The organism is Vibrio marinisediminis, assembly GCF_014050145.1.
Classification (GTDB): domain Bacteria; phylum Pseudomonadota; class Gammaproteobacteria; order Enterobacterales; family Vibrionaceae; genus Vibrio; species Vibrio marinisediminis.
Genome location: NZ_JACFYF010000004.1, coordinates 186,527 through 213,212 on the forward strand (window position 1 = coordinate 186,527; position 26,686 = coordinate 213,212).

At 42.3% G+C, this 26,686-nt stretch carries 21 protein-coding genes; 13 read left to right on the forward strand and 8 right to left on the reverse strand.

Annotation, left to right across the window (positions count from 1 at the left end):
- Positions 1–5: 5 nt before the first annotated feature.
- Complete coding sequence (dsdA, locus tag H2O73_RS09225) at positions 6–1,337, forward strand: D-serine ammonia-lyase (protein ID WP_182108557.1); 1,332 nt, start codon at positions 6–8, stop codon at positions 1,335–1,337.
- Positions 1,338–1,471: 134 nt separating this feature from the next.
- Here the strand turns inward: dsdA and H2O73_RS09230 are convergent, their stop codons facing one another.
- Together H2O73_RS09230 and H2O73_RS09235 are read right to left on the reverse strand one after the other, a co-directional pair.
- Entirely contained in the window at positions 1,472–3,616 is a 2,145-nt protein-coding gene (locus H2O73_RS09230) for an EAL domain-containing protein (protein WP_182108558.1), read from the reverse strand.
- Positions 3,617–3,636: 20 nt separating this feature from the next.
- The gene (locus tag H2O73_RS09235) at positions 3,637–4,599 is read right to left on the reverse strand and encodes a phosphate/phosphite/phosphonate ABC transporter substrate-binding protein (protein ID WP_182108559.1); all 963 of its coding nucleotides are present in this window, start codon (positions 4,597–4,599) and stop codon (positions 3,637–3,639) included.
- A gap of 1,008 nt (positions 4,600–5,607) precedes the next feature.
- Between H2O73_RS09235 and H2O73_RS09240 the strand changes: the two genes are divergently transcribed.
- The 5 genes from H2O73_RS09240 to H2O73_RS09260 all read left to right on the forward strand — a co-directional run bounded on the left by H2O73_RS09240 (position 5,608) and on the right by H2O73_RS09260 (position 11,223).
- Entirely contained in the window at positions 5,608–7,191 is a 1,584-nt protein-coding gene (locus H2O73_RS09240) for an L-lactate permease (RefSeq protein WP_182108560.1), read from the forward strand.
- Positions 7,192–7,299: 108 nt separating this feature from the next.
- Positions 7,300–8,019 carry a (Fe-S)-binding protein gene (locus H2O73_RS09245; RefSeq protein WP_182108561.1) on the forward strand — a complete coding sequence of 240 codons (720 nt, stop codon included), beginning with the start codon at positions 7,300–7,302 and terminating at the stop codon, positions 8,017–8,019.
- A gap of 11 nt (positions 8,020–8,030) precedes the next feature.
- Positions 8,031–9,446: a LutB/LldF family L-lactate oxidation iron-sulfur protein gene (locus tag H2O73_RS09250; protein ID WP_182108562.1), complete on the forward strand. Its 1,416-nt coding sequence runs from the start codon at positions 8,031–8,033 to the stop codon at positions 9,444–9,446.
- A gap of 11 nt (positions 9,447–9,457) precedes the next feature.
- The gene (locus H2O73_RS09255) at positions 9,458–10,219 is read left to right on the forward strand and encodes a LutC/YkgG family protein (protein WP_182108563.1); all 762 of its coding nucleotides are present in this window, start codon (positions 9,458–9,460) and stop codon (positions 10,217–10,219) included.
- Positions 10,220–10,320: 101 nt separating this feature from the next.
- A complete protein-coding gene (locus H2O73_RS09260) occupies positions 10,321–11,223 on the forward strand; it encodes a LysR family transcriptional regulator (RefSeq protein ID WP_182108564.1) in 903 nt (300 codons plus the stop codon).
- Positions 11,224–11,228: 5 nt separating this feature from the next.
- Here the strand turns inward: H2O73_RS09260 and H2O73_RS09265 are convergent, their stop codons facing one another.
- Positions 11,229–12,986: a helix-turn-helix domain-containing protein gene (locus H2O73_RS09265; RefSeq protein ID WP_182108565.1), complete on the reverse strand. Its 1,758-nt coding sequence runs from the start codon at positions 12,984–12,986 to the stop codon at positions 11,229–11,231.
- A gap of 255 nt (positions 12,987–13,241) precedes the next feature.
- Here H2O73_RS09265 and malX point away from each other — a divergent pair, with 255 nt between their 5' ends.
- The 5 genes from malX (at position 13,242) to H2O73_RS09290 (ending at position 20,456) form a co-directional block, all read left to right on the forward strand.
- Positions 13,242–14,777, forward strand: coding sequence for a maltose/glucose-specific PTS transporter subunit IIBC (malX, locus tag H2O73_RS09270; RefSeq protein ID WP_182108566.1), 1,536 nt, complete (start codon positions 13,242–13,244; stop codon positions 14,775–14,777).
- On the forward strand, positions 14,774–15,943 hold the full coding sequence (locus tag H2O73_RS09275) for a MalY/PatB family protein (protein ID WP_182108567.1): 1,170 nt from the start codon (positions 14,774–14,776) through the stop codon (positions 15,941–15,943). Before malX ends, H2O73_RS09275 begins: the two co-directional genes overlap by 4 nt.
- Before the next feature lies 1 nt (position 15,944).
- Positions 15,945–17,051: a M20/M25/M40 family metallo-hydrolase gene (locus H2O73_RS09280; RefSeq protein ID WP_182108568.1), complete on the forward strand. Its 1,107-nt coding sequence runs from the start codon at positions 15,945–15,947 to the stop codon at positions 17,049–17,051.
- Positions 17,052–17,482: 431 nt separating this feature from the next.
- Positions 17,483–18,778 (forward strand): methyl-accepting chemotaxis protein, encoded by a 1,296-nt coding sequence (locus tag H2O73_RS22205; protein ID WP_182108569.1) that lies wholly within the window; start codon positions 17,483–17,485, stop codon positions 18,776–18,778.
- Positions 18,779–19,025: 247 nt separating this feature from the next.
- The gene (locus tag H2O73_RS09290; protein WP_182108570.1) at positions 19,026–20,456 is read left to right on the forward strand and encodes an amidohydrolase; all 1,431 of its coding nucleotides are present in this window, start codon (positions 19,026–19,028) and stop codon (positions 20,454–20,456) included.
- 73 nt (positions 20,457–20,529) lie between these two features.
- Here H2O73_RS09290 and H2O73_RS09295 read toward each other — a convergent pair whose 3' ends face one another.
- Complete coding sequence (locus H2O73_RS09295) at positions 20,530–20,778, reverse strand: hypothetical protein (RefSeq protein ID WP_182108694.1); 249 nt, start codon at positions 20,776–20,778, stop codon at positions 20,530–20,532.
- A gap of 330 nt (positions 20,779–21,108) precedes the next feature.
- On the opposite strand from H2O73_RS09295, the gene H2O73_RS09300 reads away from it, so the two are divergent.
- Together H2O73_RS09300 and H2O73_RS09305 are read left to right on the forward strand one after the other, a co-directional pair.
- On the forward strand, positions 21,109–22,323 hold the full coding sequence (locus tag H2O73_RS09300; protein ID WP_182108571.1) for a serine hydrolase domain-containing protein: 1,215 nt from the start codon (positions 21,109–21,111) through the stop codon (positions 22,321–22,323).
- A gap of 87 nt (positions 22,324–22,410) precedes the next feature.
- On the forward strand, positions 22,411–23,715 hold the full coding sequence (locus H2O73_RS09305) for a serine hydrolase domain-containing protein (RefSeq protein ID WP_182108572.1): 1,305 nt from the start codon (positions 22,411–22,413) through the stop codon (positions 23,713–23,715).
- A 27-nt stretch (positions 23,716–23,742) separates the two neighbouring features.
- Here H2O73_RS09305 and H2O73_RS09310 read toward each other — a convergent pair whose 3' ends face one another.
- The 4 genes from H2O73_RS09310 to H2O73_RS09325 all read right to left on the reverse strand — a co-directional run bounded on the left by H2O73_RS09310 (position 23,743) and on the right by H2O73_RS09325 (position 26,645).
- A complete protein-coding gene (locus H2O73_RS09310) occupies positions 23,743–24,648 on the reverse strand; it encodes a DMT family transporter (RefSeq protein ID WP_246335876.1) in 906 nt (301 codons plus the stop codon).
- A 211-nt stretch (positions 24,649–24,859) separates the two neighbouring features.
- The gene (locus H2O73_RS09315) at positions 24,860–25,465 is read right to left on the reverse strand and encodes a hypothetical protein (RefSeq protein ID WP_182108573.1); all 606 of its coding nucleotides are present in this window, start codon (positions 25,463–25,465) and stop codon (positions 24,860–24,862) included.
- A 3-nt stretch (positions 25,466–25,468) separates the two neighbouring features.
- Complete coding sequence (locus H2O73_RS09320; protein ID WP_246335877.1) at positions 25,469–25,750, reverse strand: DUF1496 domain-containing protein; 282 nt, start codon at positions 25,748–25,750, stop codon at positions 25,469–25,471.
- A 1-nt stretch (position 25,751) separates the two neighbouring features.
- Entirely contained in the window at positions 25,752–26,645 is an 894-nt protein-coding gene (locus H2O73_RS09325) for a 1-aminocyclopropane-1-carboxylate deaminase/D-cysteine desulfhydrase (RefSeq protein WP_182108575.1), read from the reverse strand.
- Positions 26,646–26,686 lie beyond the last annotated feature (41 nt).

A 26,686-nucleotide genomic window follows, 5' to 3' on the forward strand; every position in this document is an offset into this window, starting at 1 on the left:
AAAAAATGACTACATTAGATATACAAAAACTGACGACTGATTTTCCACTAGTAAACAAGATGATTGCACTGGAAGAAATCAGCTGGTTTAACCCAAACATCACTAGCTTGGAAGAGGCGTTACCTTATGTTGGTCTAGGAAAAAGCAATATTGAGGATGCGAGTCAGCGTTTAAGCCGCTTTGCTCCGTACTTGGTGAAAGCTTTTCCTGAAACGGCAGCGACGAATGGCATTATCGAATCTGAAGTATTCGAGATCAGCAACATGAAAGCGAGTCTAGAGCAGCAGTTTGGCACTCCAATCACTGGTCGTCTGATGCTTAAAAAAGATAGCCACCTGCCTATTTCTGGTTCCATCAAGGCTCGTGGTGGTATTTATGAAGTATTAACGCACGCTGAGAAACTGGCCATAGAAGCGGGTTTGCTGACCCAATCAGATGATTACAGCAAACTGTTTAGTGAAGAGTTTAATCAGTTCTTTAGTCAATACAGCATTGCTGTGGGTTCTACCGGTAACCTAGGTATGTCAATTGGTATCATGAGCGCCAAACTGGGCTTTGCGGTATCGGTTCATATGTCGGCTGATGCGCGTGAATGGAAGAAAAACAAACTGCGTTCTCATGGCGTTAATGTTGTGGAATACGAGCAAGATTACGGCGTAGCGGTAGAGCAGGGTCGTAAAGAAGCAGAAAAAGATCCAATGTGTTTCTTTATCGATGATGAAAATTCTCAAACGCTGTTCCTTGGTTACTCGGTTGCGGGCGAGCGCTTGAAAAAGCAGTTTGAAGAGCAAGGTATCTTAGTTGATGAGAACCACCCATTGTTTGTTTACTTACCTTGTGGTGTGGGTGGTGGTCCTGGTGGTGTCGCCTTTGGTTTGAAGATGGCGTTTGGTGATAACGTCCACTGTATCTTTGCTGAGCCAACTCATTCACCGTGTATGTTACTGGGCGTGCATACTGGCTTGCACGATGAAGTGTCTGTACAAGAAATTGGTATTGATAACATCACAGCAGCAGATGGCTTAGCGGTAGGTCGTGCATCAGGCTTTGTTGGTCGCGCAATGGAGCGCTTACTTGATGGCTATTACACCATGACTGATGAAGCAATGTATCTGCAATTGGGTATCTTGAATCAGCAAGAAGGCATTAAGTTAGAGCCATCAGCACTGGCAGGTATGATGGGCGCGGTTGTGGTATCAAAAGATCAACCATACCAAGTGCGTATGCAGTTTGATGAGACGAAAATGCAAAACGCAACGCACTTAGTTTGGGCAACGGGCGGCGGCATGGTGCCAGAACTAGAGATGAACTCTTACCTAGAGAAGTCAGGCATTTAATTGTTGGTGGCTTTCTTAAGTTAATTCATTGGGGAAAGCAAAACCTGCATGTGATAAGGCGAGCCGCAAGGTTCGCCTTTTTGCTTTTATCGAATTATTGTGGTGGCAGTTGTATGAGAGAGGCTATGAATACCTCACACTTTGGCTAGTATTCGATCAGTTAGTTGGTGAACTGGCATAGGTTTGGCAAATAAATAGCCTTGACCAAAATTGCATTGGTGATCGTTTAGATAGTTAGACTGTGTAATAGTCTCAACCCCTTCAGCGACAACCTTAACCCCAAGAGCATGCGCCATTGATATTATGGCAGCGCAGAGCGCTCGGTCATTGGTCTCGTTTTCAATATCTGCAACAAAACAGCGATCAATTTTGAGACCGTCAATATTAAACTCTCGGAGATAACCTAAAGAGGAATACCCGGTACCAAAATCATCGAGCCATACCTGAATTCCCATCTCGCGAAGGCTATCTAGAGCCTGTTTCGCGCACTGTTTGTCTTTCATTAATGCTGTTTCAGTTACCTCCATATGCAAGCGATGTGAAGGTAAACCGTACTGCGATAATTTCCGTGCAATCAACTCAGGGAGTGTTTGTCCATATAATTGCTTGGCTGATAAATTAATAGCAACGTGGAATGAGTCGGTCAGCGAAACATCCTGCCACGCGGCAATGTCTCGGCATACTTGATCAATTATCCAATCCCCTAGCGGAAGAATGATACCGGTGACTTCCGCAATCGGGATGAATTTATCAGGAGAAATGCTCCCCTTGGTCGGGTGATGCCAACGTAAAAGGGCTTCTACGCCTATGATCTCTTGGGTTCGAAGATCAACTTGGGGTTGGTACCAAACTTCGAATTCAGAGAAGTTTGTTACCGCGAGGCGTAAATCTCGCTCAATTTCACTACGGCTAGAGACGACTTGTTCCATTTCCCAAGTGAAATGGCAGTGAGTCCCGCGACCACTTGCTTTGGCTTCATACATGGCAATGTCGGCACGTTTAACCAAGTCTTCGGGCGTCGCGCCAGCAAAAGGATACATTGCAATACCAATGCTCGCGCCAATAATGACGGATTCATTTGGGCTAGGGAGAAATATCGAGCTGTTGAGATCGGTCAGTAATTGCTTGGCCAATTGAGAAGCAGCGTCAAAATTTCTTATATGAGGCAGGCATAGCAAAAATTCGTCACCGCCAATACGCGCGACGATACTATTTTCGAGTTCATCATAACTCGTGCTCGCGATACTCTTGTTTACTTGTCGGTTGATAATGGTTGCAACCTCGCAGAGCAACTCATCGCCAGCTTGGTGACCAAAGTTGTCGTTGATTTTTTTAAACTCATCAAGATCGATGAATAAGATCGCAAAGGCGTCTTTTTCTGATTTTTTTGAATTAATTAACCGCTGTAAACAACGAATGAATTGTGTTCGGTTCGGCAACTGAGTTAAATGGTCGTTATATGCGAGAAACTCAATAGCATCAGTACGTTCTTTAAGGTTGGTATCCATTTCATTAAAGGCTAACGCGAGCTCACCCAACTCATCGGAGCGTGAGATCGAATTGAGCTGCAAGTATTGCCCTTTACTAATACGTTCGGAGTGCTGTACCAGTGCTGAAATTGGTTTTATCAAAGTGTTGGCGAGCATGAGTGCAAAGACCAAACTAACCAAACACATAATTATCGCGATGATGACGATGAAGCTCGCATTTGATTGTTGACTAAGTTCATTGATGCCGAGAATGATGGACTTGTTTCGTTCAATATCAACGTATACAGTTTCTAGTGAATATTGGATAACTAAGCCACCAAGTAACTCATTATTAAAGATCAATGGGTTAGCAATGAGAAGATTGGTTTCATTTTGCTGAATATAGCGCTGTCTAAGTTCCAATGTGTACTTTTCAACATCGGGCATCTCAAGCGCTTGCCCATAGTGATCGATAGATTGACCACCAGTCTGAAAGATCTTCCCCTGATTATCAAAAACTTGGATTTTTTGTATCAACGGATTTTTGAGGGCGGGTTTGAGCAATGACTGGACACCTTCAAGATCAAAAAAATACATCGGATTAATCAGTGCTTCTGTAAGGTATGAGGTTGTTTGCTCCGCTTGACCCAAAGCGTGTTCAACAAATCGTTCTGACAAATTAGCCGATGATTTTGTGACCATTTCTTCGGCGTAGTGTTTAGACACAAGCCATTGTGATAGCGATAAAACGCCCAACGCCAAAAACACCAGAAGTGTATTGCCAAAAACCAATTTAGCCTTAAGTTTCATTATGTTGAGAATCTTCTAAATTAGTTGACTAAATGACTGTTTAATAGCGTTTTCATTTCGCCAACACGATCAATACTTTGTTTGATACTTGGTGAAATGGCATCGAACTTTTTGGTTTTTTTATAAGCCGCAAGCGCCTGTTGTCCGGCTTTATTTTTATGGGCAGACAAAAGAATCGTAATTAAATCATTTTTCAGCGTTAGTGGCATATCATGGCGAGCCAAGACAATCCCCCTTGGTATTGATTGGCTGGTATAAAAAATATTGAGCTCAGGTTTAATTCGGTCAGGAATTTCTTCTTGCCAATCTAAATTACTGAATGCCGATGCAGCAGTGATTTTTCTATGTACCCAGCTCATCATATTGGTTTCTCCGCCTTTACGAGAAAACTCATCGGCGAAGATGTAGCCAATTTTGTCAGCGGGCGGCAACTCACGCAATGATGACAACTCATACAATTCATATCCTTGTTGCAACAGTAATGCCGAAGGGATGATAAAGGCACTGGTTGAACCGCGGTCTTCAAATGCGATCACTTTTCCTTTTAAGTCTTCAAAAGATTGAATGTTGTTATCGGAATGGCTAAAGAAAACTGTGGAGTATTCAGCGACCCCGCTTTTCCAACGACGTGCCAGCATTTGAGCATCCACATCTTTCACTAATTCATAGGCGGAAAAAGCAGTATCAGACAATAAGTCAACTTGCCCGTTTTGCAGCCAGTTGGCCATTTGCATCGTATCTTTTGCGACGGCTATCCGAGCTGAAGTGATGTTGTGATGCTCCAACTGACTGGCGAGATAGTCGGCAAAAGGTTGTGTTCTTTTGAAGGCTTTTTTTGGGTTTGAACTGATAACACCAACCACTAAAGTATTTTCTCTCGCTGAAGGGTTCATTTCCTCTAAATCTGCGTATGTAGAGAATGATAGAGAGCACAGTAAGCTCCCCAATACTAGGGATTTAATTAATAGTAGAGGGCGGAACATGAAGGCTTCCTAATTATTGTTGTCTAATTTGTAGGGAAGAAGGTGCTGGTCTTAAAACTGAGCACGGAGTTTATATCAGACTAAATATCTCTATCAATATAATTTTGAAAATATTTGTTCGTTGAGTTTAATTATGGGTTAAATAGTGAAACTGTTTTTTATAAATTAATGAATTCGTATTGAAATTAGCATCTTAGAAACGAGGTATATGCGAGTGATATCCGAGTGGAGTGCAGTTTTAATGATAATGTTAATGGTAGCGGCAAGTTGATTTTGTATAGTGATATTTAGATTTTTTTGTTTATTTTGACAATGTCAAAATATTATCGCCTGGTCAGTTTTAACTGGTGGTTTAGATATGAAGTCTCTAGTTGAATTATTCTGTTAGATAAAGCGATTTTGAGCAACGGATCTATGGGTGAATTGTTATTTAGATAGTTTGTTTTAAATTGGTGATGTTTGAAAATGTTGTAAATGATATCTTTAATAATCATCAAGTTAAATTTTTAATGTACTTAGTTGCTCGTTGTTATTTGGGAAAAATAAAGTCTACTAGTCATAAAGAGGTAGGGGAGAGCATGTTTTTTATATTGAATATGCCATATATATTTCGTTAAACATTGTTAACATATAGACACGAAATTTGTTATTTGTTTTCATTGCCTCTTTTGAATTGATTTTCATTTGCATTTACTTTGATTCTTATTGTCTTCTATTGTTCATTAATATGAGTTTCTTTGTTTCCATTATGACGCCAATGCGAGTTATGAAAAATAGCTTGTACTTCTAACTCCTTGTTTATGCGTGCTAAATTTCTTTATCCATATTGTTGATATGGTTGCTTGTCACAAATGATGCGAAGTTGTTAATCAGTGTGAATTTTTAACGATAGTAAGAGAAAGAAAAGTATCTAAAATAAAGTCCACCCCAAGAACATTAGATTGGATGCTTAGTAATAAATATTACAGGCTGTGTAAGTGGCAATAATAACTATTAGTGAACAATGACATGTTAAATCTGATTATCTCTACAATACCTATTATCCTTTTAATTTGGATGATGACGAAAAAGAATGCTTTACCATCACATTTTGCTCTACCTATTACCGCATTCTTAGTCGGAATTATTCAACTATTTTATTTTGGTTCTGACTTTACCAATATTACGGCAAATATTATCGCGGGCAGCTTATCTGCGATCACCCCAATCTCTATTATCGCTGGCGCTATTTTATTGAACCGTACTATAGCTCTGTCTGGCGCTGAAACGGTGATTCGACAATGGCTTGAAAGCATTAGTCGTAATCAAATCGCACAATTAATGATTATCGGCTGGGCGTTTGCCTTTATGATTGAAGGTGCATCTGGGTTTGGTACGCCAGCTGCGATAGCCGCCCCTATATTAGTCGGGTTAGGTTTTCCTCCTCTACGAGTTGCGATGCTGGCATTAATTATGAATTCGGTACCCGTTTCATTTGGTGCTGTAGGTACACCGACCTGGTTTGGTTTTGGTGGATTGAATTTAGATGAGGCATCGCTTCTAACGATAGGTCAGTATTCCGCATTATTGCATACCGTGGCAGCCATCGTTATTCCAGTTATTGCGCTGAGCTTTGTTGTTGATTGGCGAGCGATTACACGTAATCTCATCTTTATTCAGCTCAGTATCTTTTCGTGTACGGTCCCTTATTTGTTGTTTGCTCAGTGGAACTATGAATTCCCCGCATTGGTCGGTGGGGCTATGGGTTTGTCGATTTCAATTCTACTGGCTAAGTTCAACATTGGTATGCAAAAACCTAGCGAAGAAAATCAAGAGCCAATTACCAAAGTGCCGTTTGGGCAAGTGCTTAAAGCAATGAGTCCAACCCTGTTGTTGATTGCTATTTTAATTGTGACGCGAATTCAGCAGCTAGGTATTAAATCGCTACTTTTAGACTCAACACCGATGCTTAATTTTAACCTAGGTTGGTTTGGTGAGTTTAGTGTGAGTAATGCGTTGATCATTAAGTTTGCACACATTTTAGGTACTGAAACTAGCTGGGCATATAAAACCTTGTATGTACCTGCACTGATCCCATTTGTGCTAGTTGTGATGATTTCAGCCGTTGTTTTTGGCATGTCTAGAGCTCAACTGACGCAGGTATTTACAGAGACAGGTAGCCGAATCAAAGTGCCGTTTATTGCGCTAATAGGTGCACTGATCATGGTTAAGTTGATGATGATGGGGGGAGAGAACTCCCCGATCATGACGACCGGACGAGCCTTCTCCGACCTAACAGGGACCAACTGGCAATTCTTTGCGTCTTACCTAGGTGCGCTAGGTGCGTTCTTCTCTGGCTCTGCCACGGTATCTAACCTGACCTTTGGCGGCATTCAGCAGAGTATCGCGCATAACGTTGGTTTATCAGAACACCTTATCTTGGCGCTTCAGTCCGTTGGTGGCTCAATGGGTAATATGGTGTGTATTAATAACATCATCGCAGTATCCACTATTTTGGGCATTTCAAACAAAGAAGGTTACATCATTAAACGCACGGTCATCCCAATGATTCTATATGGGGCGATTGTCGCTGTGGCAAGCCTTGCAATTTAATTTGTTGTCGCTCACTTGCCATCAAATCGCTTTGAAAATAAAGCGAGCGGGTGAGCCAACTTCTACATTTAATACAGAAACACTGTCCCTCTTAATTGGAGCAATATTATGAAGGTTAACTTTTTTGTTACCTGTCTATGTGACACGGTAAAGGCAGATGTAGCGAAAAAAACGGTTCTTTTACTAGAAGAACTTGGCTGCGAAATCATTTTTCCTAAGCAACAAGGCTGCTGTGGTCAACCTTCTCTTAATAGCGGTTACATTGAGCAAAGTAAGCCAGCCATGAAAAATTTGATTATGGCGTTTGAAACAAACGATTTTCCAATTGTTACCCCGGCAGGTTCTTGCGCCGCATCAATCAAAAAGTACCCAGAATACTTGGCGGATGAACCAGAGTGGGCACAAAGAGCACAGAAAGTGGCTGACCGCTTATTTGAGTTGACTCAGTTTATTGTTAATCAGCTTGGCGTTAAAAATGTTGGTGCACGTTTGAAAGGACGCGCGGTTTACCACCCATCATGTAGTTTGATTCGCAAACTTGGCGTACGTGAAGAGCCTCTGATGTTACTCGCAAACGTGGAAGGTTTAGAGATGGTGCCGATTAAGAACCAAGAAACCTGTTGTGGTTTTGGTGGCACGTTCTCCGTCAAAATGTCAGAGATCTCTGGCGAAATGGTCAAAGAAAAAGTTCAACATATTAGCGCAGTAGAGCCGGAGTACCTGATTGGGGCAGACATCAGTTGCTTGATCAATATTGGCGGACGTATGACTCGCGAAGGTCAGCCCGTTAAGGTGATGCACATTGTCGATGTTCTGTTGAGCCGATAGGAGTTTAAGCCATGTCTATGAAAACCAGCGATGTTAATTTCAAGCAACGAATTGACGTACAAATGAAAGATGATTTCATGCGTAAATCAGTGGCGAATGCCCAAGAACGCATGTTCACTAATCGACAAATTGCCGCAGACAAACTTGGAAACTGGGAAGAGTGGCGTGAGATGGGTATGGATATCCGTAATCACGTATTAGAAAACCTAGATTATTATCTGCACCAACTCAGTGAGAAGGTGTTGGATAATGGCGGACATGTCTTTTTTGCCAAAACCGCTCAAGAAGCGACAGATTACGTAGAGCAAATCATTCAAGCAAAAAATGCTAAGAAGGTCGTTAAGTCGAAATCGATGGTGACGGAAGAAATCGGTCTTAATCAGATGATTGAACGCAATAATTGCGAAGTGATCGAGACAGATTTAGGTGAGTATATTTTGCAAGTGGATGATTGCGATCCTCCGTCACACATTGTGGTTCCGGCACTGCATAAGAACAGAACACAGATTAAAGAGATCTTTAAAGATAAGCTGAATTATCAAGGCAGTAATGATCCTGAAGAGATGACGCGTTTCGTGCGCAATCATATTCGTCATGACTTTTTAGAAGCGGATATTGGTATTACTGGGTGTAACTTTGCAGTGGCAGAGTCGGGCACGGTCTCTTTAGTGACCAATGAAGGTAATGCCCGTTTAGCGACGAGTTTACCGAAAACCCATATTGCTGTAATGGGTATGGAGCGAATTGTTCCTACTTTTGAAGAGCTGGATATTGTGATCAGCTTACTGTGTCGCAGTGCTGTTGGCATTCCTCTGACGGGATATGTGACCGCATTAACTGGACCACGGGAAGATGAGCAGTGTGACGGACCTGAAGAGTTCCATTTAGTCATAGTTGATAATGGTCGCTCAGATATTTTAGGCTCCGAGTTTAAAGATATTCTGCGTTGTGTACGCTGCGCTGCGTGCGTAAACACCTGCCCAGCATACCGCCATATTGGTGGGCAATCATATGGCTCAATATACTCGGGTCCGATTGGTGCGGTGCTCTCTCCTCTGCTCGGTGGGTATGACGACTTTAAAGAGTTACCTTATGCGTGCAGCTTGTGTAAGGCTTGCCACGATGTGTGCCCAGTTAAAATTCCGCTGTCTGATTTGCTTATGAAGCATCGCGAGAAGATGGCTGAACAGCATATCACTCCGCTCAGTGAGCGCGTTGTTGTTAAAGGTTTTAACGTGCTAAACGCCACGCCTTTATTATGGAATATGGGGGTTAAAGTGGGGGCAACGATGGCCAGTAAAATAATCAAAAACGGCAAAATGCCACTGAATGTAGGGGCGATTGGCAAGTGGGCAGAAACGCGTGATTTACCACAACCGGACGGGCAATCCTTCCGCAGTTGGTTTGAAACAAGAGACAAGAAATAGGAGCGATGGTTATGTCATACGATAAAACAGCTAATAGAGCGCAGCGTCTGCATAATCGAGAGTCGTTTCTCGACAATATAGCCAGCAAACTTGGCCGTACTAAGGCAGTGTCGCAAGTTGAACGCCCTGCATTAAAGTACACTTGTCACCAAGAGGTGATGGTAACATTCAGTCAAGATGAGCTCAAAGATGCTCTGATTACCTACGCTAATACAGCCTTAGGGGCAAACGCAGTTGTCACTACCCAAGCCGAACTTGAAGCAACCTTGAAACAGGTGTGCTTAACATATTGTCAGGATGAACAAGGTCAAGCGATTCCCGGTGAGACGATATTGTCAGCGTATGAACCCTTGATGGAGTTAGTCTCTGCGCAGGCGTTAGAAACAGAGCAGCATCATGTTTATGTTTGGGACCAAGGTGCCGGTTATGAGGCGAATATTGTTGTCGCGGAACGAGCGAAAGTAGGGGTTGTATTTGCAGAGCAGGCGCTTGCAGAGTCAGGAACAATGGTTTTATATAGCCGCCCTGATCAGGGTAGAGCGGTGAGCTTGCTGCCTGAAGCCTCGGTTTTTGTCGTGCCGAAAAGTGCGCTGGTGGCTCGATTAACTCAAGCGACTGATAAGTTGCATGAAAAAGCTAAACAAGGTGAGCGCTTACCTTCTTGCGTTAATTTTATCTCTGGTCCTAGTTCGACGGCGGATATTGAATTGATCAAAGTTGTTGGGGTTCACGGGCCTATTTATGCGACTTACGTCATCATTGATGATATGTAATTGATGGTAGCGACTGACGCCAGCTGATAACTGGTTGGCGTCGTATCTAGCCAGAGAGATGTATATAATCAAACGATCAGTAAAAATTTAGAGCGCAGCATATGCCCCATATTGATGACCTTGTCTTATTTACTCAAGTTGTTGAGTTTGGTTCATTTAGCAAAGTGGCTGAAGCGAATAACATCACCAAGTCGATGGTGAGTAAACGAGTCAGCAAATTGGAGGCAGATTTAGGAACACAGCTGCTTTATCGTACGACACGAAAGCTCACTTTGACCGAAGCGGGCGAAGTATTGTACTACCGTTCAAAAGACATCCACTCTACCGCAAAATCTGCTTTTGATGCCGTGACTGGCTACAATGACAACTTATCTGGTCATATCAGAATGTCGGTTCCGACGATTTCAGGCGAGTTATTACTTGCGAAAGCGATTTCTGATTTTTGCCAGCAGCACCCCGGCTTAACGGTGGATATGTCGATGGATAATAACTTCGTCGATTTGATTGCAGATAATTATGACTTGGTCATTCGTACCGGTTACCTAGAAGATTCTAGCCTTATTGCTCGCTATATTTTCAATTCTCACTGGATCATCTGCGCCTCACCTGAATACTTAAGTGAGCACGGCACACCAGAAACGCCAAAAGAGTTACGTCATCACAACTGTTTGGGTTATACCCATGATAGCGGTGGGACATTTGATTGGCAGTTCAAAAATAATAGCGATACCTACACTCTGAAAGTGACGGGTAATTTTTCATCAGACAACTCAGCGGCATTAAAACAGTGTGCGTTAGTGGGCAATGGCGTTGCCTATCTACCCACGTGCCTTGTCTACAATGAAATTCAACAAGGTAAATTGATTGAAATTTTGCAGCCACACAGCAGCAAAGTCGTCGGTATTTACGCCGTCTATCCCTACACCAAAAGACCCGCAAAACGTATTCAAGCATTGATTGATCATATTCGACAGCGCTATCTCGATATGCAAGAGTGCTTTTAAAGTAGTTAAGTAGCTAACCCTTGATTAACCAACGCTGTTATCCACTCAATGGTTGAGTGAGTGGTTAAGTCTTGCTCATAAATGTGTTTCTGTTGCTCGAATTGCTGAAGTGCAAATAGCAGTTCGTGTGGTGTTGCACTCTGATTATGTAGTAAAAAGAAGTAGTAACACGGTGATTGGTTGCTCTCGCTATCACTTGGGCGCAAAACCAGTTGAAGTGTAGACGATTGTGTCGCTGGTGTTGCTTGGGCTGAATATAAATAGACATTTGAACCAAGATGTAAGTATTGATTAAAATAGCTCACCACGTTGAGCAATGGATGTTGTACCTGTTGATAATAAATGCCCAGTTTATTGGCTAAATGAAGTGCCCCCAATTCGGCAATATCCACTATACGAGCGGTATGATTTGTCCGATGAACATCAGTAGGGCTAAACCAATTTGGCTGAAGGTAGTCAGCTCTCGCGTGATCTGATATCTGCATCGGGTATTGCTTTAGCAGCGCTTTCTTTAATGGCTCATATTCCATCTGTTTGACGTGTTTTTTCACTGTCGTGAGCAAATCATCCAAAGCAATTTTGCTTGGCTCTTCATACTGTGCTACTTGTTCAACAAACAGAGCGATTTGAACTATCTCTTCGTCTCGCAATGGCTCTGGTAACCAATGCTGACAGTGAGGTATTGCGTTTACTGTCACTTGGTAGTGATTGAGAAGATGCTGCGTTTCTCTCGATATTGAATGTAAGCGAACATGATTTTTTATACGGTAAATTGCTGAAGGTAAATATTGGCAAAGCAGCGTATGAAGTTGTGATAGTTGATTATTTGACAGCGAAAACGTTTGAGTGAGTTGGCGTATGAATAGCATGGCACACATTTCAACACGTAACTGATTTTCATGGAAATTGTCTTCCTCACACCCGCTAAAAAAGTATTCGGTTAAATGTAGGTGCTCATACTCTAGCTGTTCGTTTATCAGTAGGCTTAATTGCTTATATACCAATCTGTACTTGGTCGTCCCTCTCAAATAATCGGCATTGTTCTTCTGTAATATAAATTGCTGTTGCTGTATTCGATGCAAAGACACGCTCAGATAAATAAACATCAGTTTAATAAAATTAGCGGGGAACTTGCCATCAATAGCGTCAGAGATATTGCTAATAATAATGTAAGTTTCTTTTAACGGTAATGTTGAAAATAGCTGCGATAGAACAGATTGAGTGTGGTGCTGCAGTGGTGTCGTTGCGATGTGAAACTCTATCTCAGGGTATATTTTTTTAACTTGCTTATTAATTCTCTCCATCATTAAGTGGCGCAGTTTTTTTTCTGTTCCACAAAGTGAAAAGCTTCCTTCGTGATATTGAATAGAGAGACCGCTAAGTTGCAGTTTCGACGACAGTTCATTTAAGTCTTTTTTGAGAGTAGGACGGGAGATAGCCAGTAGTTTTTCTATCTGTTGGTATCTGTTTTGAGATAAGAATAAGTAGTTGTCGAGCAGGTAATCTTGTCGCTCACAAGAGAGAGGGCGGTAATGCGAAATCGGTATTTCTCTGATTTTCTGCGCCCATTCCTCTCCACTCATAACAAGGGTCGCACAGCCTTTCTCTACACAGACAGCGTGTTCAATATAGTAATTGATATTGGCGATATAGTTGTGGATATGGCGGTTACTGACACTCATTGTCGACGCCAATTCAGCAATGGTATGAGACTTCTGTAACAGTGTGTTGATCAACTTAACTTCGTTAGAAGTGATGCTCATGAGCTATCCGAATAGAAAGTATGGTGAAAATCACATTAATGATTTGAGTTAGGCGTTTTTATCATAGCAGTTTGATTGTGTGTGTGATGTTGAGCTTGTTTTTTGTATCAATAAGCAAAATAGCTGAAAATTTATTTCCGTTTTTATAGAAGCACATTTCGATTTTGTTTTTGCGCAACGTTAAGTAAGGTGTCGCCGAAACGAACATCGTTATCCCTACAAATATAAAATGAATATAAAAATGGAGTGGCTACTATGAGTCATAAAATGAAGCTTTGGGGTTTTATCCAAGGGTTAGGTAAAACGTTTGTTTTGCCAATCGCTCTGTTGGGTATTTCCGGCATCTTGTTAGGTTTGGGTAGCTCGTTAACGGGTGCACAACTGCAAAAACTCTGGCCTTTTCTTTCCTACGAACCGATCAACATCTTTTTTCAATACGTCACTATGATCGGTGTGTTTACCTTTAAGAACATGCCTGTTCTATTTGCCATCGCAATTCCTTTGGGTTTAGCCAAAGAAGAAAAAGGCGTAGCGGCATTTTCTGGTTTTGTCGGCTACCTCATTATGATCATGGGTACCAACTTTGTTCTGAAACAGACGGGAGCATTAGCCGGACCTGAAGAGATGAGAGCCGCTGGGCAAGTGATGATCTTAGGGGTACAAACTATTGGAACCGGTGTTCTTGGTGGTATCTTCTCTGGTGTGATTGTTGCTCGTCTTCATGAACGTTACAAAGACACTCAACTGCCAGATGCATTTGCATTTTTCGGTGGTCCACACGCAGTGCCGATTGTTTCTTTGGTCGTACTGTCGCTATTTGGTATGTTCATCCCTTACATTTGGCCGTTGTTTGATACTTTAATTAAAGGTCTTGGTTATATCATTCAGCAATCAGATGTATTTGGACCAATGATCTTTGGTGCCAGTGAACGTCTACTGATTCCACTTGGTTTGCACCATATTTTAACCGCGATGATCCGTTTTACCCCTGTTGGTGGTGAAGCCATTATTGATGGTCAACAGGTGATTGGTGCGCTGAACATTTTCTACACTAACCTTGCTGCTGGCTATGAAACACCAATGGAGACGGTGAGTTTGTTGTCTCAAGGGCGCATGCTGAGTTTCTTCTTTGGTCTGCCTGCCGTTGCTTTGGCTATCTACCATACTGCTAAGTTTAAGAACCGTCCGTTAATTCGTGGTTTATTGATCTCTGGTGCGGTAACCGCAGTCGTCAGTGGTATTACAGAACCGATTGAATTTATCTTCTTGTTTATTTCACCAATGTTGTACTTGTTCCACGCCTTTATGACGGGGTTGGGCTACCTGACGCTTTCACTATTTGACGTCAATATTGGTCCAAGTGGTGACATTATCGGTTTCTTTGTCTTTGGCGTACTGCAAGGCTTTAAAACTAACTGGTTCTTCGTGCCATTACTGGGTGTAGTTTGGTTTGCCGCTTATTATTCAGTTTTCAAATACGTCATCGTCAAAAAAGACCTGAAGACTCCTGGTCGTGAAGATGAGAGTGACTCAATTGCAAGTGCATTGGGTGCGGAAGGTTTAGCGGCGCATATGCTTGAAGGGCTGGGCGGCAAAGAGAACATTGTTACCATCGATAACTGTGCAACTCGATTGCGCTTGGTATTGCATTCGACAGAAGTCGTTAACGAGAAACTGCTCAAGAGCGCAGGTGCGATCGGTGTTGTTCGCTTAGATGGACAAAACTTGCAGGTTGTTATTGGTCCTCAAGTTCACACAATGCGCAAAAAACTAGAGATGGCAATGGCATGAAAATAGATTTCAACGGCGTAATCGATAGAACGAATACCTACTGTACTCAGTGGGACTATGTTGAAGACCGCTTTGGTAAACCGGGGTTATTACCTTTTACGATTTCAGATATGGATTTTGCTTCGCCAAATGAAATACAACAGGTGCTGAAGACGCGTATTGAACACCCAGTCTATGGTTATAGCCGTTGGAATCATGATGATTATAAACAGGCTATTTGTCACTGGTATCAAAGCCGCTTTGACAGCTCGATTGCCGATGGCTGGATAGCCTATAGCCCAAGTGTTATCTATTCAATCGCAACACTGATTGCTTTAAACAGCCAGGTGGGAGACAACGTTTTACTGTTTACGCCTGCTTATGATGGTTTTTTCAACTGCGTTGATCATTCTGGGCGTAACATGGTTACTAGTGCGCTTGTCGATGACAATGGATATTTTGAAATCGACAAACTCGACTTTGAGAAAAAAGTGGCGAACTGTCAGGTGTTGTTACTGTGTAACCCTCATAACCCCGTTGGGCGGGTTTGGCAAAAAGAGGAGTTAACGTATCTACTTGAGGTTTGCCGACAACATGGCGTGTTCGTTATTTCCGATGATATCCACATGGATATCTGCTTTGGAGTGCCATATTGTCCGATCACGACATTGTCTACAGAGAACGTTGCTATTTGTACCTCTGCATCGAAGGCGTTTAATATTCCGGCATTGGGTGGCTCATATGTGTTAATCCCTGACGCTGATTTACATAAGCGATTTATGGATGTGTTGAAGTTCCAACATGGTTTGTCATCACCTTCAATCTTTGGTGTACTTGCCACCATAACTGCTTACAGACAGTGCGGTTACTGGATGGATGAGTTGAAAACTTACTTGCAAGATAACTTACATTTTGTGCAGTTGTATCTGCGCCAAGAAATGCCTGATCTGAAGATGATTTATCCAGAAGGTTTGTATTTTGCTTGGATTGATTATTCCGCCTTGCAGGTGAGTGCTGAGCAGTTGAAACAACAGATGATTCAAGCTGGTGTTGCCATTATGCTCGGTGATGTCTATGGCGAAGGTGGTAAGCACTATCTGCGACTCAACGTGGCATGTCCTCGTAGCAAAATTGAGCAAGGGCTAGAGTGCTTACAACAAGCAATTTCGCAGCTAAAGGAATGTTAGGATGGACAAGGTTATTGAACACTTTTTAGCGATGGCAGCGATTAGCTCGCCGTCCTATAAAGAAGTCCAAGTTAGTGCATATATTAAAGCGCAACTATCACAGTATGACATTGAAGTTTATGAAGATAACGCTGATCAATACTATCAAGTAGAAGGTGCGCAATGTGGTAATTTGATTGCCATATTACCCGGTACACTCGCAGGTACAGTGGCGTTATCAGCCCATATGGATACCGTTACCCCTTGTGATGATATAACTATTGTCGAAGAGGGAGATTGGATCAAAACGGATGGTAAAAGCGTACTAGGTGGTGATGATAAAGCCGGTATTGCAGTGATACTGGATGTGCTCATTGAATTAGTGACCAACCCAAGACCTCACCCTACCGTAGTCGCTATCTTTACTATTGCAGAGGAAGTTGGATTGAAAGGGGCGAAAGTGCTCGATTTCGACCGTTTACCATCAATAGATACGGCATATGTGATTGATGCTGGTGGCGACATAGGAACCGCTTATATTTCCGCGCCTTATTCAGCCAAAGGTATTGTGACGATCAAAGGTATTTCTGGACATGCCAGTGAACCAGAAACAGGCTGCAATGCGATGGTCGTTGCTGCACAACTGATTACTCAACTGCCAATAGGGCGTGTAGATGACGAGACTACCAGCAATATTGGGCTGATTAATGGTGGTAACGCGACCAACATCATCATGGAAAGCGTTGATATTACCTTTGAGGTACGTTCTCGAACTCAAGATAAAGTGGCATCATTTATTGAAAACGTCTCATCTCAGTTGCAAGCACTACAACAAAGCTATCCAATCAGCCATGAAAACCGTTTATCACAAGGGACACCTGGCTTCCGCTTAGATCCAAGCTCGGCATTGTTAAGTCGGTTTGCATCGAGTTGTTCTGCTCAAGGTATAGAGGTGAAATTGTTAGATGGAATGGGTGGTTCTGATGCCAACATCTTCAATAAACAAGGCATCCCTTGTGCTGATATCAGTGTTGGCATGCAGCATATTCATAGTGTTCATGAGTGCATTAAAAAATCGGACATTATGGCTTGTCGAAATTTAGTTAGAAGTTTACTCATTGATTATTAAAGCAAACATGTGTCTATTTTCAGGTTGACAGTTTACAACCAAATTAACAATCCTCACTATTTAGCCCCAGCCAAGATGCTGGGGCTTTTACTTTTTCCGCACTTTAGATTACGCTTCGCGTCCCGTTAATTGTTCACGATATATTTTGCATTAATACTAGCTATAACCCTTGCGGGAAGCGTGTTTAACGTATTGATTAATAATAATTTTAGAAATTTCTTATTAACTAAATGACTTGATGCTCTAGCGAGTTCTTGATATTGATTTTTAGTGACGCTTATTGCTGGGCGAGTGATGAGTAAAATATTAATAGAAAATAATTGATTAATCATTGATTCACTTTAGGCAAAGTTGTGCGAAAATAGTACGGCATACCGAAAAGTTGCAGGTATGTAAATAATTATAAAAATGCATAGGATGAAAGTAATAGAATGTTTTTCAAAAAGAAACAGGCTGTAAGCAAGCCGACATTTGAAGAAAACTTATACGCTGCCATATTTAAAAACACTGCTTATATTGAGTTTGATAAAAACGGCAATATTTTAACCGCTAGCAATAAATTTCTAAATTGCGTTGGTTATACACTTGATGAAGTTCAGAACAAACATCATCGTATGTTCTGTGAAACAAGTTACACCCACTCATCAGAATACGCTGAATTCTGGCGCTCGTTAGCGGCAGGGGAAGCTTTTGAAGGCACTTTCACTCGTGTTTGTAAAGGTGGTCATTTTGTGATTCTTTCTGCGACTTATATTCCTGTGATTGATGATCAAGGTAAAGTGGAAAGAGTATTCAAGATAGCGGCTGATGTGACTAGCGTACATAAGACTGATGCGCAAAAACAGAGTGTAATTGACGCGCTAAATAAATCGATGGCGATGATTGAGTTTTCTGTTGAAGGCCAAGTGATCAGTGTAAATGACAATTTCCTGAGTACACTAAAATACCGAGAAAACGAAATTCTAGGTCAGCACCATCGAATGTTCTGTTTCGATGAGTTTTACCGTGACAACCCGGATTTCTGGTCTGATCTAAGAGCGGGTCGTCATAAATCAGGGCAATTTTTGAGAAGAGACTCGTTTGGTCGAAATGTTTGGATCGAAGCGACTTATAACCCTATTTTTGATGAGCACGGAAAAGTGGTCAGTGTGATTAAATTTGCTGCTGATGTGACAGAGCAAGTGGAACGCAACTTGGCAATATCTCAAGCTTCTGAAATCGCTTACAGCACGTCAGTGGAAACCTCACAAATTGCGTTGGAAGGCTCTAAATTGCTACAAGAGTCGGTAGAGGTTTCGCATGAAATTAGTGAAAAAGTGGCAGGTGCTGCCGTTAAAATTGCTGACTTAAATGAGAGATCACATAATATTTCTCAGATCGTGTTAACCATTAAAGGCATTGCAGAGCAAACCAACTTGTTGGCGCTGAATGCGGCTATTGAAGCGGCGCGTGCTGGTGAACAAGGGCGAGGTTTTGCTGTTGTTGCTGATGAAGTGAGAAAGTTGGCATCAAGGACGGCAGAATCAACTGCAGAAATTACTCATGTTGTCGATGAAAACCAAGAATTGACCACTGATATTACTCAGTTTATGCAAGAAGTGGCGACAATATCGGACCACGGTAGTGCGAAAATGTCCGAAGTCTCAACGGTGATGGAAGAGATCTACAAAGGTGCTGAGAACGTCTCAAACACTGTGATGAGTCTAAATGACCAAAAACTGCCTTAACTTAACGGCAGTGGCATATCTTTTCATGTTTGAGCCATTAACTTAGCTTTATGAGTTAAGTTAGTGTGCTCATACATAGCAGAACAATGAACCATAGAGAAGCCTCATGCAGAATCAACTGTATTGAGGCTTTTTAATCTCTAAAATTGCCCTCAGTTTCACTGTTTTACACCTTTCACATCGCTTTACTCTTTAACCTCTTCTATGATGCGCGCGATTTTTCCTTTCGCTGATTTAAGAGAATAAAATGATCAAACCTACATTGCTTGCTTCGTTTGTGGCTATGGCACTTTCAGGCTGTGCTCAGTTTACAAACAACCACAACGCTGACCTTATTATTACCAATGGTGAAGTACTGACGATAAATGGCAGTATGGATGTGATTGAAAATGGTGTGGTCGTGATTAAAGATGACAAAATCATTGCCGTTGGTGGTGAGGAGTTATCAGAGCAATACTCGGCACCAAAACAGATAGATGCCAATGATGGGATTGTCATGCCAGGGATGATCAACACTCATAACCATTTACCGATGATCGCTTTCCGTGGTTTAGGTGAAGAGGGCATTTCTAACCGTCTGTTTGCTTACTTTTTTCCTCTAGAAGGTGAGAAGTTGAGTCGAGAGCTTATCTACAATGCCACCAAACTGGGCGCGATTGATTTAGCACAGAGTGGTGTGACGACCTATGCAGACATGTATTACCACATGGACGAAATGGCTAAAGCGACCAAAGAGGTGGGTTTGCGCGCGGTACTAGGGCAAACGGTGATCAAGTTCCCAGTCGTCGATAGCAAGCAACCATACGGTGGCATTGAATACGCAGAAAGCTTTATTCAGCAATACAAGAATGACCCTTTGATTACGCCAGCCTATGCGCCGCATGCGGTTTACACCGTGAGCAAAGAGAAGCTACAGCAAATCAACCAACTCTCAAAGTTGCATGACGTGCCGGTGTTGATCCACGTTGCAGAGTTCCCAAATGAAGAAGCTCGCATTAAAGAGTCACACAGCGCCAGTTCGCCCGTTGAATACCTTAAACAAATTGGTGCGTTAGATGAGCGTGTCGTGCTTGCACACGGTATTCATTTATCAGCAAATGATATTCAGTTAGTCAAACAGGCGGATGCCGGCGTGGCTTACAACCCAATGGCGAATGCCAAAGGTGCCACGGGTATGGCGCCAGCATGGGAAATGTACCGTGAAGAGATGCGTGTAGGTTTGGGCACGGATGGACCAATGAGTTCAAACCAAGTCGACTTGTGGCGTACGTTGAGTTATGCCTCAACTATGCAGCGCCTCAAGCATGATGACCGTACTATTATGATCCCAGAACAGGTGATTGAAATGGCAACCATTGGCGGAGCAAAAGCACTGCATATGGAAGAGACAATTGGCTCGCTGGAAGTGGGTAAGCAGGCAGATATTATTATCGTTGAAACACAATCTGCCAATATGCTGCCGAACTATGACCCATACGCCACGTTAGTATTTCAAGCTAACCCAAGCAACGTAGACACGACTATTGTGAACGGACAAGTGGTGATGGAAAACCGACAAATGCAAACCATCGCGTTAGATGATGTTCGCGGTACAATCGATGCAATGGAAGCAGATATCAAAGCATTTGCCAAAGAACTCGCTAAGAAAGCGATTAAATCTAAAAGTTTGATGGATTAATCTACCGATCGATAGAAACGGTCGCTTGAAACAATAAAGCCCGCATTAGCGGGCTTTATTCATGAGTTCGACATTAGTGGGTAGGCTTAGATCCATTACGTACTAGGTCTTGACCGTTTTTGAACACTTCTTCTGTTACCCAACGACCAAGTAGCAACTGGTGCTTGTCATCTAATACCGCAACAAAGTGACGACCATCAGCATTGTTGGTTGCGAGTGCGACACCTGCTACGTTCTGCAAACCCAGTACACCGCTTTCAATTGCCATAAGGAATGACTCTAGCTCGTCTAATGAGCTAATCACTTTATCGTCGTTAATCATTGTATTGTCTCTTTCTTGAACTTTGTAAACACGAAATGCATCGTGAATTTTGCGCATTACTTTAGCTATCTTAGCGTTGAAAATCCATACTTAGTCTAGTTTTGTTTTTGACTTGATCGCTGTGCTTTTTCCTCATGTTTAAAAATAGATAGATAATAGCTATATCACTCTCAAATTACCTTTATTTAGGTTTTCGGTCTTTACTGCCAATGCCATTATTAGAAGTGGTTAAAATGTGCGCAGTGTTTAATTGTGAGGCAGTAACATCAGCACATGAACAAGAGATTAGATGAATCTAATGTGTTTATTGCTGGGCAAATTAAGGTATGAATGGAAGGTGATGTGAACTCAAAATATAAAATAATGAAATTTGGATTTGCTACTTTATTTGTGTTATTGCCGATGGCTTTCGTTTTTAAATATCTTATTTGGCCACCAAAACCTGATATTAAGAATTTTGATTGGACTCAGGCTTCATTACAAAAGGACTGGTCTTCGACCTCCCCAGAACAATTAGGTTTTTCTCCTAATATTCTCATTGAACTTCATTCAAAGCTCAGCTCAAACCGATCTAAAAAGGTGCATTCCCTATTACTTGTGCGGCATGGTCAGTTAGCTTTTGAGCAGTACTATCCGGTTCCTGCCGAAAATGATAGGACACCTTTACCTAATTATTATCCGCCTAACGCAGATACCTATCATCAAATGCGTTCAGTGACTAAATCGATAGTATCGACCTTGATTGGACAAATGTTGTATCAGAAGCAGCTCTTAGATGTTGATACGCCGATCTATCCATTTTTTGAAGATTATGGAGTTGTGGTTTCAGAAGAGAAGCGAGCAATAACCATTCAGCATGCGCTCAATTTCAATAGCGGAATCAATTGGAACGAATGGGGAGCAGTGCCTAGCGATGCAATGAATATGTGGCTATCACAGGATCCATACCGTTATGTTTTGTCAAAAGGGTCCATTTATCCACCAGGGGAGAAGCATGTCTATCAGGGAGCGATGAGCGTGCTGATGGGGGGAGTCATTGAGAAGGTGTCAGGTGTAAGTTTAAGAGAATACGCTGATCTCAATCTGTTTCAACCGTTGGGTATTACCCATTTTGATTGGTTTGTTCACGAAGTAACAGGAGATCACCTCGGATCATCTGGACTATATCTACGTTCACGTGATTTAGCTAAGTTGGGGCAGTTGTATCTTAATAAAGGGGTGTGGGATGGACAGAGACTGTTTGCAAAGAGTTGGGCTGAGGATAGCTTAAAACCTAGTGGGCAATTCTGGGACAATAAGGCGATTCAATATGGTAATAACTGGTGGTTTCCGCGTATCACCGTGAATAATAAGGCGCTTATTATAGCGGGTATGCGAGGTTCAGGTGGTCAAGAAATGTTTATTTTACCCGAATATGATCTTGTATTTGTAATGACCTCTGGCGCGTATATCACTCAGGATGAAGATTACCCATTTGAATTATTGGTAAATTACATTTTGCCATCGATAGGTATAAAAAATGCAAAGTACATCGCTAGAGAATAATTATATTTTAATGAGTTAGATTGTAACACGCGCAAGTTGTATTAGAGATTTTAAGTATTTTGGCTAGAAACAGTAGTAGGGAGGATAATGACGAGTTTGACTAGAAGGAATGTATTAAAAGCAGGTGTGGCGGTTGGATGTGCAGGAGTAGGTTTAACTGTCGGATATGACCTTCTCAAAGATCCACTCGTTAAGTTGGATGAGGATTTAAATCGAGCATTACAAGATTTACCCGCTGCCAGTATCAGTGCGGCAATCATTAAAAACAATCAACTCTATTGGCATAAGAATTACGGGTTTGAAGATCTTGATTCAAAAAGAAAAATGACAGAAGAGAGCGCTTGGCAAACCATCGGTTCTATTTCTAAACTGGTCGTTTGGACAGCGTTGATGCAATTGGTAGAACGTGGCGATCTTGATTTACACCGTGATGTAAGTGATTACCTTGGGTTTAAATTGCGTTCTCCTTATTACCCGCAAACATCGATTACTACCTACCACTTGATGACACATAGTTCTTCGCTATCATCAAGAAAACTGATGTCGAAGCCTTATCCGATGGCTGATTCATTTTGTCAAAACCAAGATCAAACGCTGGCTCAATGGGTCGAGCAATACCTGAACCCTTCGAGTGAATCGTTTTCAGATGTCATGGTATTTGATGAATACGAAGCCGGCGACTTTGCAAATGTAAGCCAAGACCCGCTTGGCGTTGTTTCGGGTTACTCCAATTTAAACGCAGTGGTGGGAGCTTATCTTGTTGAGCGGATAACCGATCAGAAGTTTAACGCCTATTGTGAAGACGCGATTTTTGAACCTTGTGCGATGAAGCAGACATCGTGGAGTAAGGATAAACCGCTGCACTGGATGACTCATTATGAAGCGGAGTACAGCCCAAGAGCACCAATAATGCAGGTTTATACTAAAGCGATGATTGACCAAGGCTATACCGGTGAAGCATTTTCGTTTATGCCAGATGGAAGGAAATTTCTAAATTTTTCCAACTGTGACTATTTTTCTCCTGTTTATCCAATGGGGTTACTCGGTACGAGTATGCAATCCTTGCTACCATTCTTTCTTGCTTTTGTTAATCAAGGGCGGGTCAACGATGTTGCCATACTACAGCCGGAAAGTGTGGCTAAGATATTGAGCATTCAACGACGTGATAAATCGTTAGGTACCCATCTTGGTTTGGGGTGGTTCAGAAAGCAAGATGCTTATGGTAATCAACTGTGGGGACACGATGGTGGAGGTCCGGGCGTGGTATCTTCTGCATACGTCAACCCGGCCAAAGGAAGTGGAGTACTTCTGTTTATTAATAACTTCCATGTGAGTTATTCATTACGCGAGAAATTATTAGCTGCAATGAATAAAATCGCTCACTCAGTTTAGTGAATGATTCTAGATGTTGATCCCGCGCTAAACTCGTCTAAAAACGCTTGGGATCAGCTTCTTACCAAACACATTGATGAGGGCACCAGTAACAATAAAGCCACCACCGAGATAAGTCCAAACAGACGGTACTTCATTAAAGATCACTACCCCAAGTAGGGTTGAGAATACGATCTGAACATAAGAGTAGCCGGACGCTTTGCCTGCTTCTTGTGTTTGCATTGCTTTGGTTAAACCATACTGACCAATTTGCGTAAATATTCCGACGAAAATCAGTACGATGGTGATAGCTAAGCTTGGCCAGACAAATTCATTCCACATCAATAGAATTGAGGTAGGCAGAGCGACTAACGGAAAATAGAAAATGATCACTGAGCTATCTTCTGTTTGGCTTAGCTTTCTCACTATCACATAAGCGATGGAACTACCGAACGCGCCAAGCAAGGCTATCATCACGCTCTGTAGTGGCAGTGCTTCAGCGGTAATGGAAGTCGCCATATTGGGTTGCACCATGATGCCTAAACCAAATAAGCACAATACAATGCAGATCATAGTGGCACCTTGGACTCTTTCTTTAAGAAAGAGCACTCCAAGCAAGGCAGTAAAGACCGGATGCACATATTGCAGTATTGTGGCTTCAGCCAGCGGTAGGGTAGTGACGGCATAGTAGACACACATGAGTGCCATGGTGCCAACGGCGCCTCGTAAAAAGAGTAGCTTGCGGTTATTGCCCCAAATGGAAATGCCTTTACGTTGTACATCGACAAAACTGAGGATCAAAGAGACTAAAGCACGCGCTGCGACAATTTCGAAGACAGGTATGCCATAGACGCTAACGTACTTAACGCACGCAGACATAAGCGCAAAGCCGAGTGCAGATAGCAGCATAAAGCGAACCCCTACAGGGATTGCGTCGTTAATTCTTGTAAACATGGTGAGTCACGTTGGATTTTGAAGCTGCCATAATACGTGAACTGTCAGTTGAGAGATAGACCGATCCACTAAGCAAACAGAGTCTGCATGTTGCGTGATATTTACGCCTGTAAATGAATGACCTGCGCCATTGGCTATTTCAGTCATTCAAATAGGGTGGTGTAAATATGGCTTTAGTTAGCGATTGGAACAATCGTCCTCAATGCAGATCTCAATGCACTGTGGCGTTTTTTGATTGCGGTATAAAAACAGTATTGCTCTCAATCAGTGCTGGTGACATATCTGCCAACACGATATTGAGAGTTCCTTGGCTAATACACTGATTAAACATATGGCTCTCTTGTTTGGCTAAAATACCAAGCGAGTGAAATAGCGCCGCATTATCAGGTAATTCGTCAGGCACAATATCGTGTTCAGTCATATTGATGGCTTGCACGACAAACGCGATAAACTCTTGGCATGGAAAATTATAATTTGTGGATTTGTCGTGGGCAGCGTGATGCAACCAAACGGTGACCGCTTGGCTCGGGTTATAGCGTAGCAAATCATGGCTGTGTGGGTTGTAAAATATCGCTACCGACTTGTTTAAGTCTTCCATTTTTATTAACTCTTGCTCAATTGCGAGTGCGAGCAGTAACTGGTGCGCTTTATCCTTGTCTTCTTCTGTGTCTTTAGCTAAATAACCTTCGATGATAGACACGGGCTCTATTCCCACTTCGTGATAGATACGAATTCTTTGCGCCATGATCGCCATATCTTCAGCGGTCGTTGTTGGGCAAAGCGTTAGATGCCCATCAAGGTTAAAATAAATATCCATATATCACTCGTTATCTGATTCTTCATTGCAGGCTTTGCCAAATGTTATCCACTTCAAGCGCCCGTTACTTTCAAACTCATTCGCTTCATCACATCGCATTATATAGCCTCCCACTTCCAGTAAGGCTCCTTGCGAGAAAGCTTGGTCTTGATAATAGCAAAGGCGATGGTTCGTCGCCTGCGCATCAAGGATAATCGCCGCCTTGCTAGGCGTGGAATAGCTTTTTTCGTTGGCATAACTGGTTAAGGAGAAAACACTTAACCATAGTAGCAATAACGCCTTCATATCAATCTCCATATTTTCTTTGATAGCGGGGGAGCATACTGGCGTTGCCAAGCAATCCACCTTGATGAATATAGATCAGCTGTTTGTGTTGATTTTTTGGGTACCAATTGATCAAGCAGCGCCACATCATCGGGTCGTAGAGTAATTCAAATTCCACATTGGCTTCTTGATTAAGTTGCTGCCAAATGCGGTAATCCTGTTGGTAAAGTTTGCCAAAATGATGCTTATCTTCCAATTCAAGTATTGTGGGGTGGTTACTTTCTCCAAGTTGCTCGAACTGTGCTTTTAGGTACTCTTTTCCTCCCACACAAGCACACGTAACAACCTCTATTCCATGTTTAGATAGCGTTTTGTGTAAGAACAGTGCCGTTGTGCCGGTTCCTGATGGCAGAGCCACAACAATCTCTTTATCGGTTATAGGTTGCGCCCATTGCAAGATTTCTTTGGCAAGCTGCGTGACACCATATTCAGCCAAGCCACATCGACCACCCTCAGGAACCACGAGGCACTCTTGGTTGGGTTGGCGAATATTGTTTATGTAGTCAGAAGGGTGAAGTTTACTATCAGCGACAGCAATGATCTTCGCACCGAGTTCTAGCGCGGCTTGGTAGTTACCATTGGGCTGTTGTTGTAGCCAGCTAGGAATGCGATCGACATAAAACTCTAGCTGCCAACCTTTTAGGCTAGCCAGTGCCGCCATAGAGTAAAGCGAGTTAGCTTGTACGCTGCCATAGCCAATGAGTGTGGTTATTTCACAATAGTCATTTTCTAAAAGCGCCATAAATTTGCGCGCTTTATTTCCTGAAAACTGAGGGTGGAGTTGATCATCGCGTTTCAGATAAAACGGGATATTTGAAAAATGATGTTGGGTAACAGGGGTATCGGCAAGTTTCATGTAAGGTAAAAGCCAGAGTAAACTGGCTCTATCATACTTCA

Coding starts and splice junctions, on each gene's coding strand:
- dsdA (WP_182108557.1), top strand. CDS start 6: ATGACTACATTAGATATACAAAAACTGACGACTGATTTTCCACTAGTA.
- H2O73_RS09230 (WP_182108558.1), bottom strand. CDS start 3,616: ATGAAACTTAAGGCTAAATTGGTTTTTGGCAATACACTTCTGGTGTTT.
- H2O73_RS09235 (WP_182108559.1), bottom strand. CDS start 4,599: ATGTTCCGCCCTCTACTATTAATTAAATCCCTAGTATTGGGGAGCTTA.
- H2O73_RS09240 (WP_182108560.1), top strand. CDS start 5,608: ATGTTAAATCTGATTATCTCTACAATACCTATTATCCTTTTAATTTGG.
- H2O73_RS09245 (WP_182108561.1), top strand. CDS start 7,300: ATGAAGGTTAACTTTTTTGTTACCTGTCTATGTGACACGGTAAAGGCA.
- H2O73_RS09250 (WP_182108562.1), top strand. CDS start 8,031: ATGTCTATGAAAACCAGCGATGTTAATTTCAAGCAACGAATTGACGTA.
- H2O73_RS09255 (WP_182108563.1), top strand. CDS start 9,458: ATGTCATACGATAAAACAGCTAATAGAGCGCAGCGTCTGCATAATCGA.
- H2O73_RS09260 (WP_182108564.1), top strand. CDS start 10,321: ATGCCCCATATTGATGACCTTGTCTTATTTACTCAAGTTGTTGAGTTT.
- H2O73_RS09265 (WP_182108565.1), bottom strand. CDS start 12,986: ATGAGCATCACTTCTAACGAAGTTAAGTTGATCAACACACTGTTACAG.
- malX (WP_182108566.1), top strand. CDS start 13,242: ATGAGTCATAAAATGAAGCTTTGGGGTTTTATCCAAGGGTTAGGTAAA.
- H2O73_RS09275 (WP_182108567.1), top strand. CDS start 14,774: ATGAAAATAGATTTCAACGGCGTAATCGATAGAACGAATACCTACTGT.
- H2O73_RS09280 (WP_182108568.1), top strand. CDS start 15,945: ATGGACAAGGTTATTGAACACTTTTTAGCGATGGCAGCGATTAGCTCG.
- H2O73_RS22205 (WP_182108569.1), top strand. CDS start 17,483: ATGTTTTTCAAAAAGAAACAGGCTGTAAGCAAGCCGACATTTGAAGAA.
- H2O73_RS09290 (WP_182108570.1), top strand. CDS start 19,026: ATGATCAAACCTACATTGCTTGCTTCGTTTGTGGCTATGGCACTTTCA.
- H2O73_RS09295 (WP_182108694.1), bottom strand. CDS start 20,778: ATGATTAACGACGATAAAGTGATTAGCTCATTAGACGAGCTAGAGTCA.
- H2O73_RS09300 (WP_182108571.1), top strand. CDS start 21,109: ATGGAAGGTGATGTGAACTCAAAATATAAAATAATGAAATTTGGATTT.
- H2O73_RS09305 (WP_182108572.1), top strand. CDS start 22,411: ATGACGAGTTTGACTAGAAGGAATGTATTAAAAGCAGGTGTGGCGGTT.
- H2O73_RS09310 (WP_246335876.1), bottom strand. CDS start 24,648: ATGTTTACAAGAATTAACGACGCAATCCCTGTAGGGGTTCGCTTTATG.
- H2O73_RS09315 (WP_182108573.1), bottom strand. CDS start 25,465: ATGGATATTTATTTTAACCTTGATGGGCATCTAACGCTTTGCCCAACA.
- H2O73_RS09320 (WP_246335877.1), bottom strand. CDS start 25,750: ATGAAGGCGTTATTGCTACTATGGTTAAGTGTTTTCTCCTTAACCAGT.
- H2O73_RS09325 (WP_182108575.1), bottom strand. CDS start 26,645: ATGAAACTTGCCGATACCCCTGTTACCCAACATCATTTTTCAAATATC.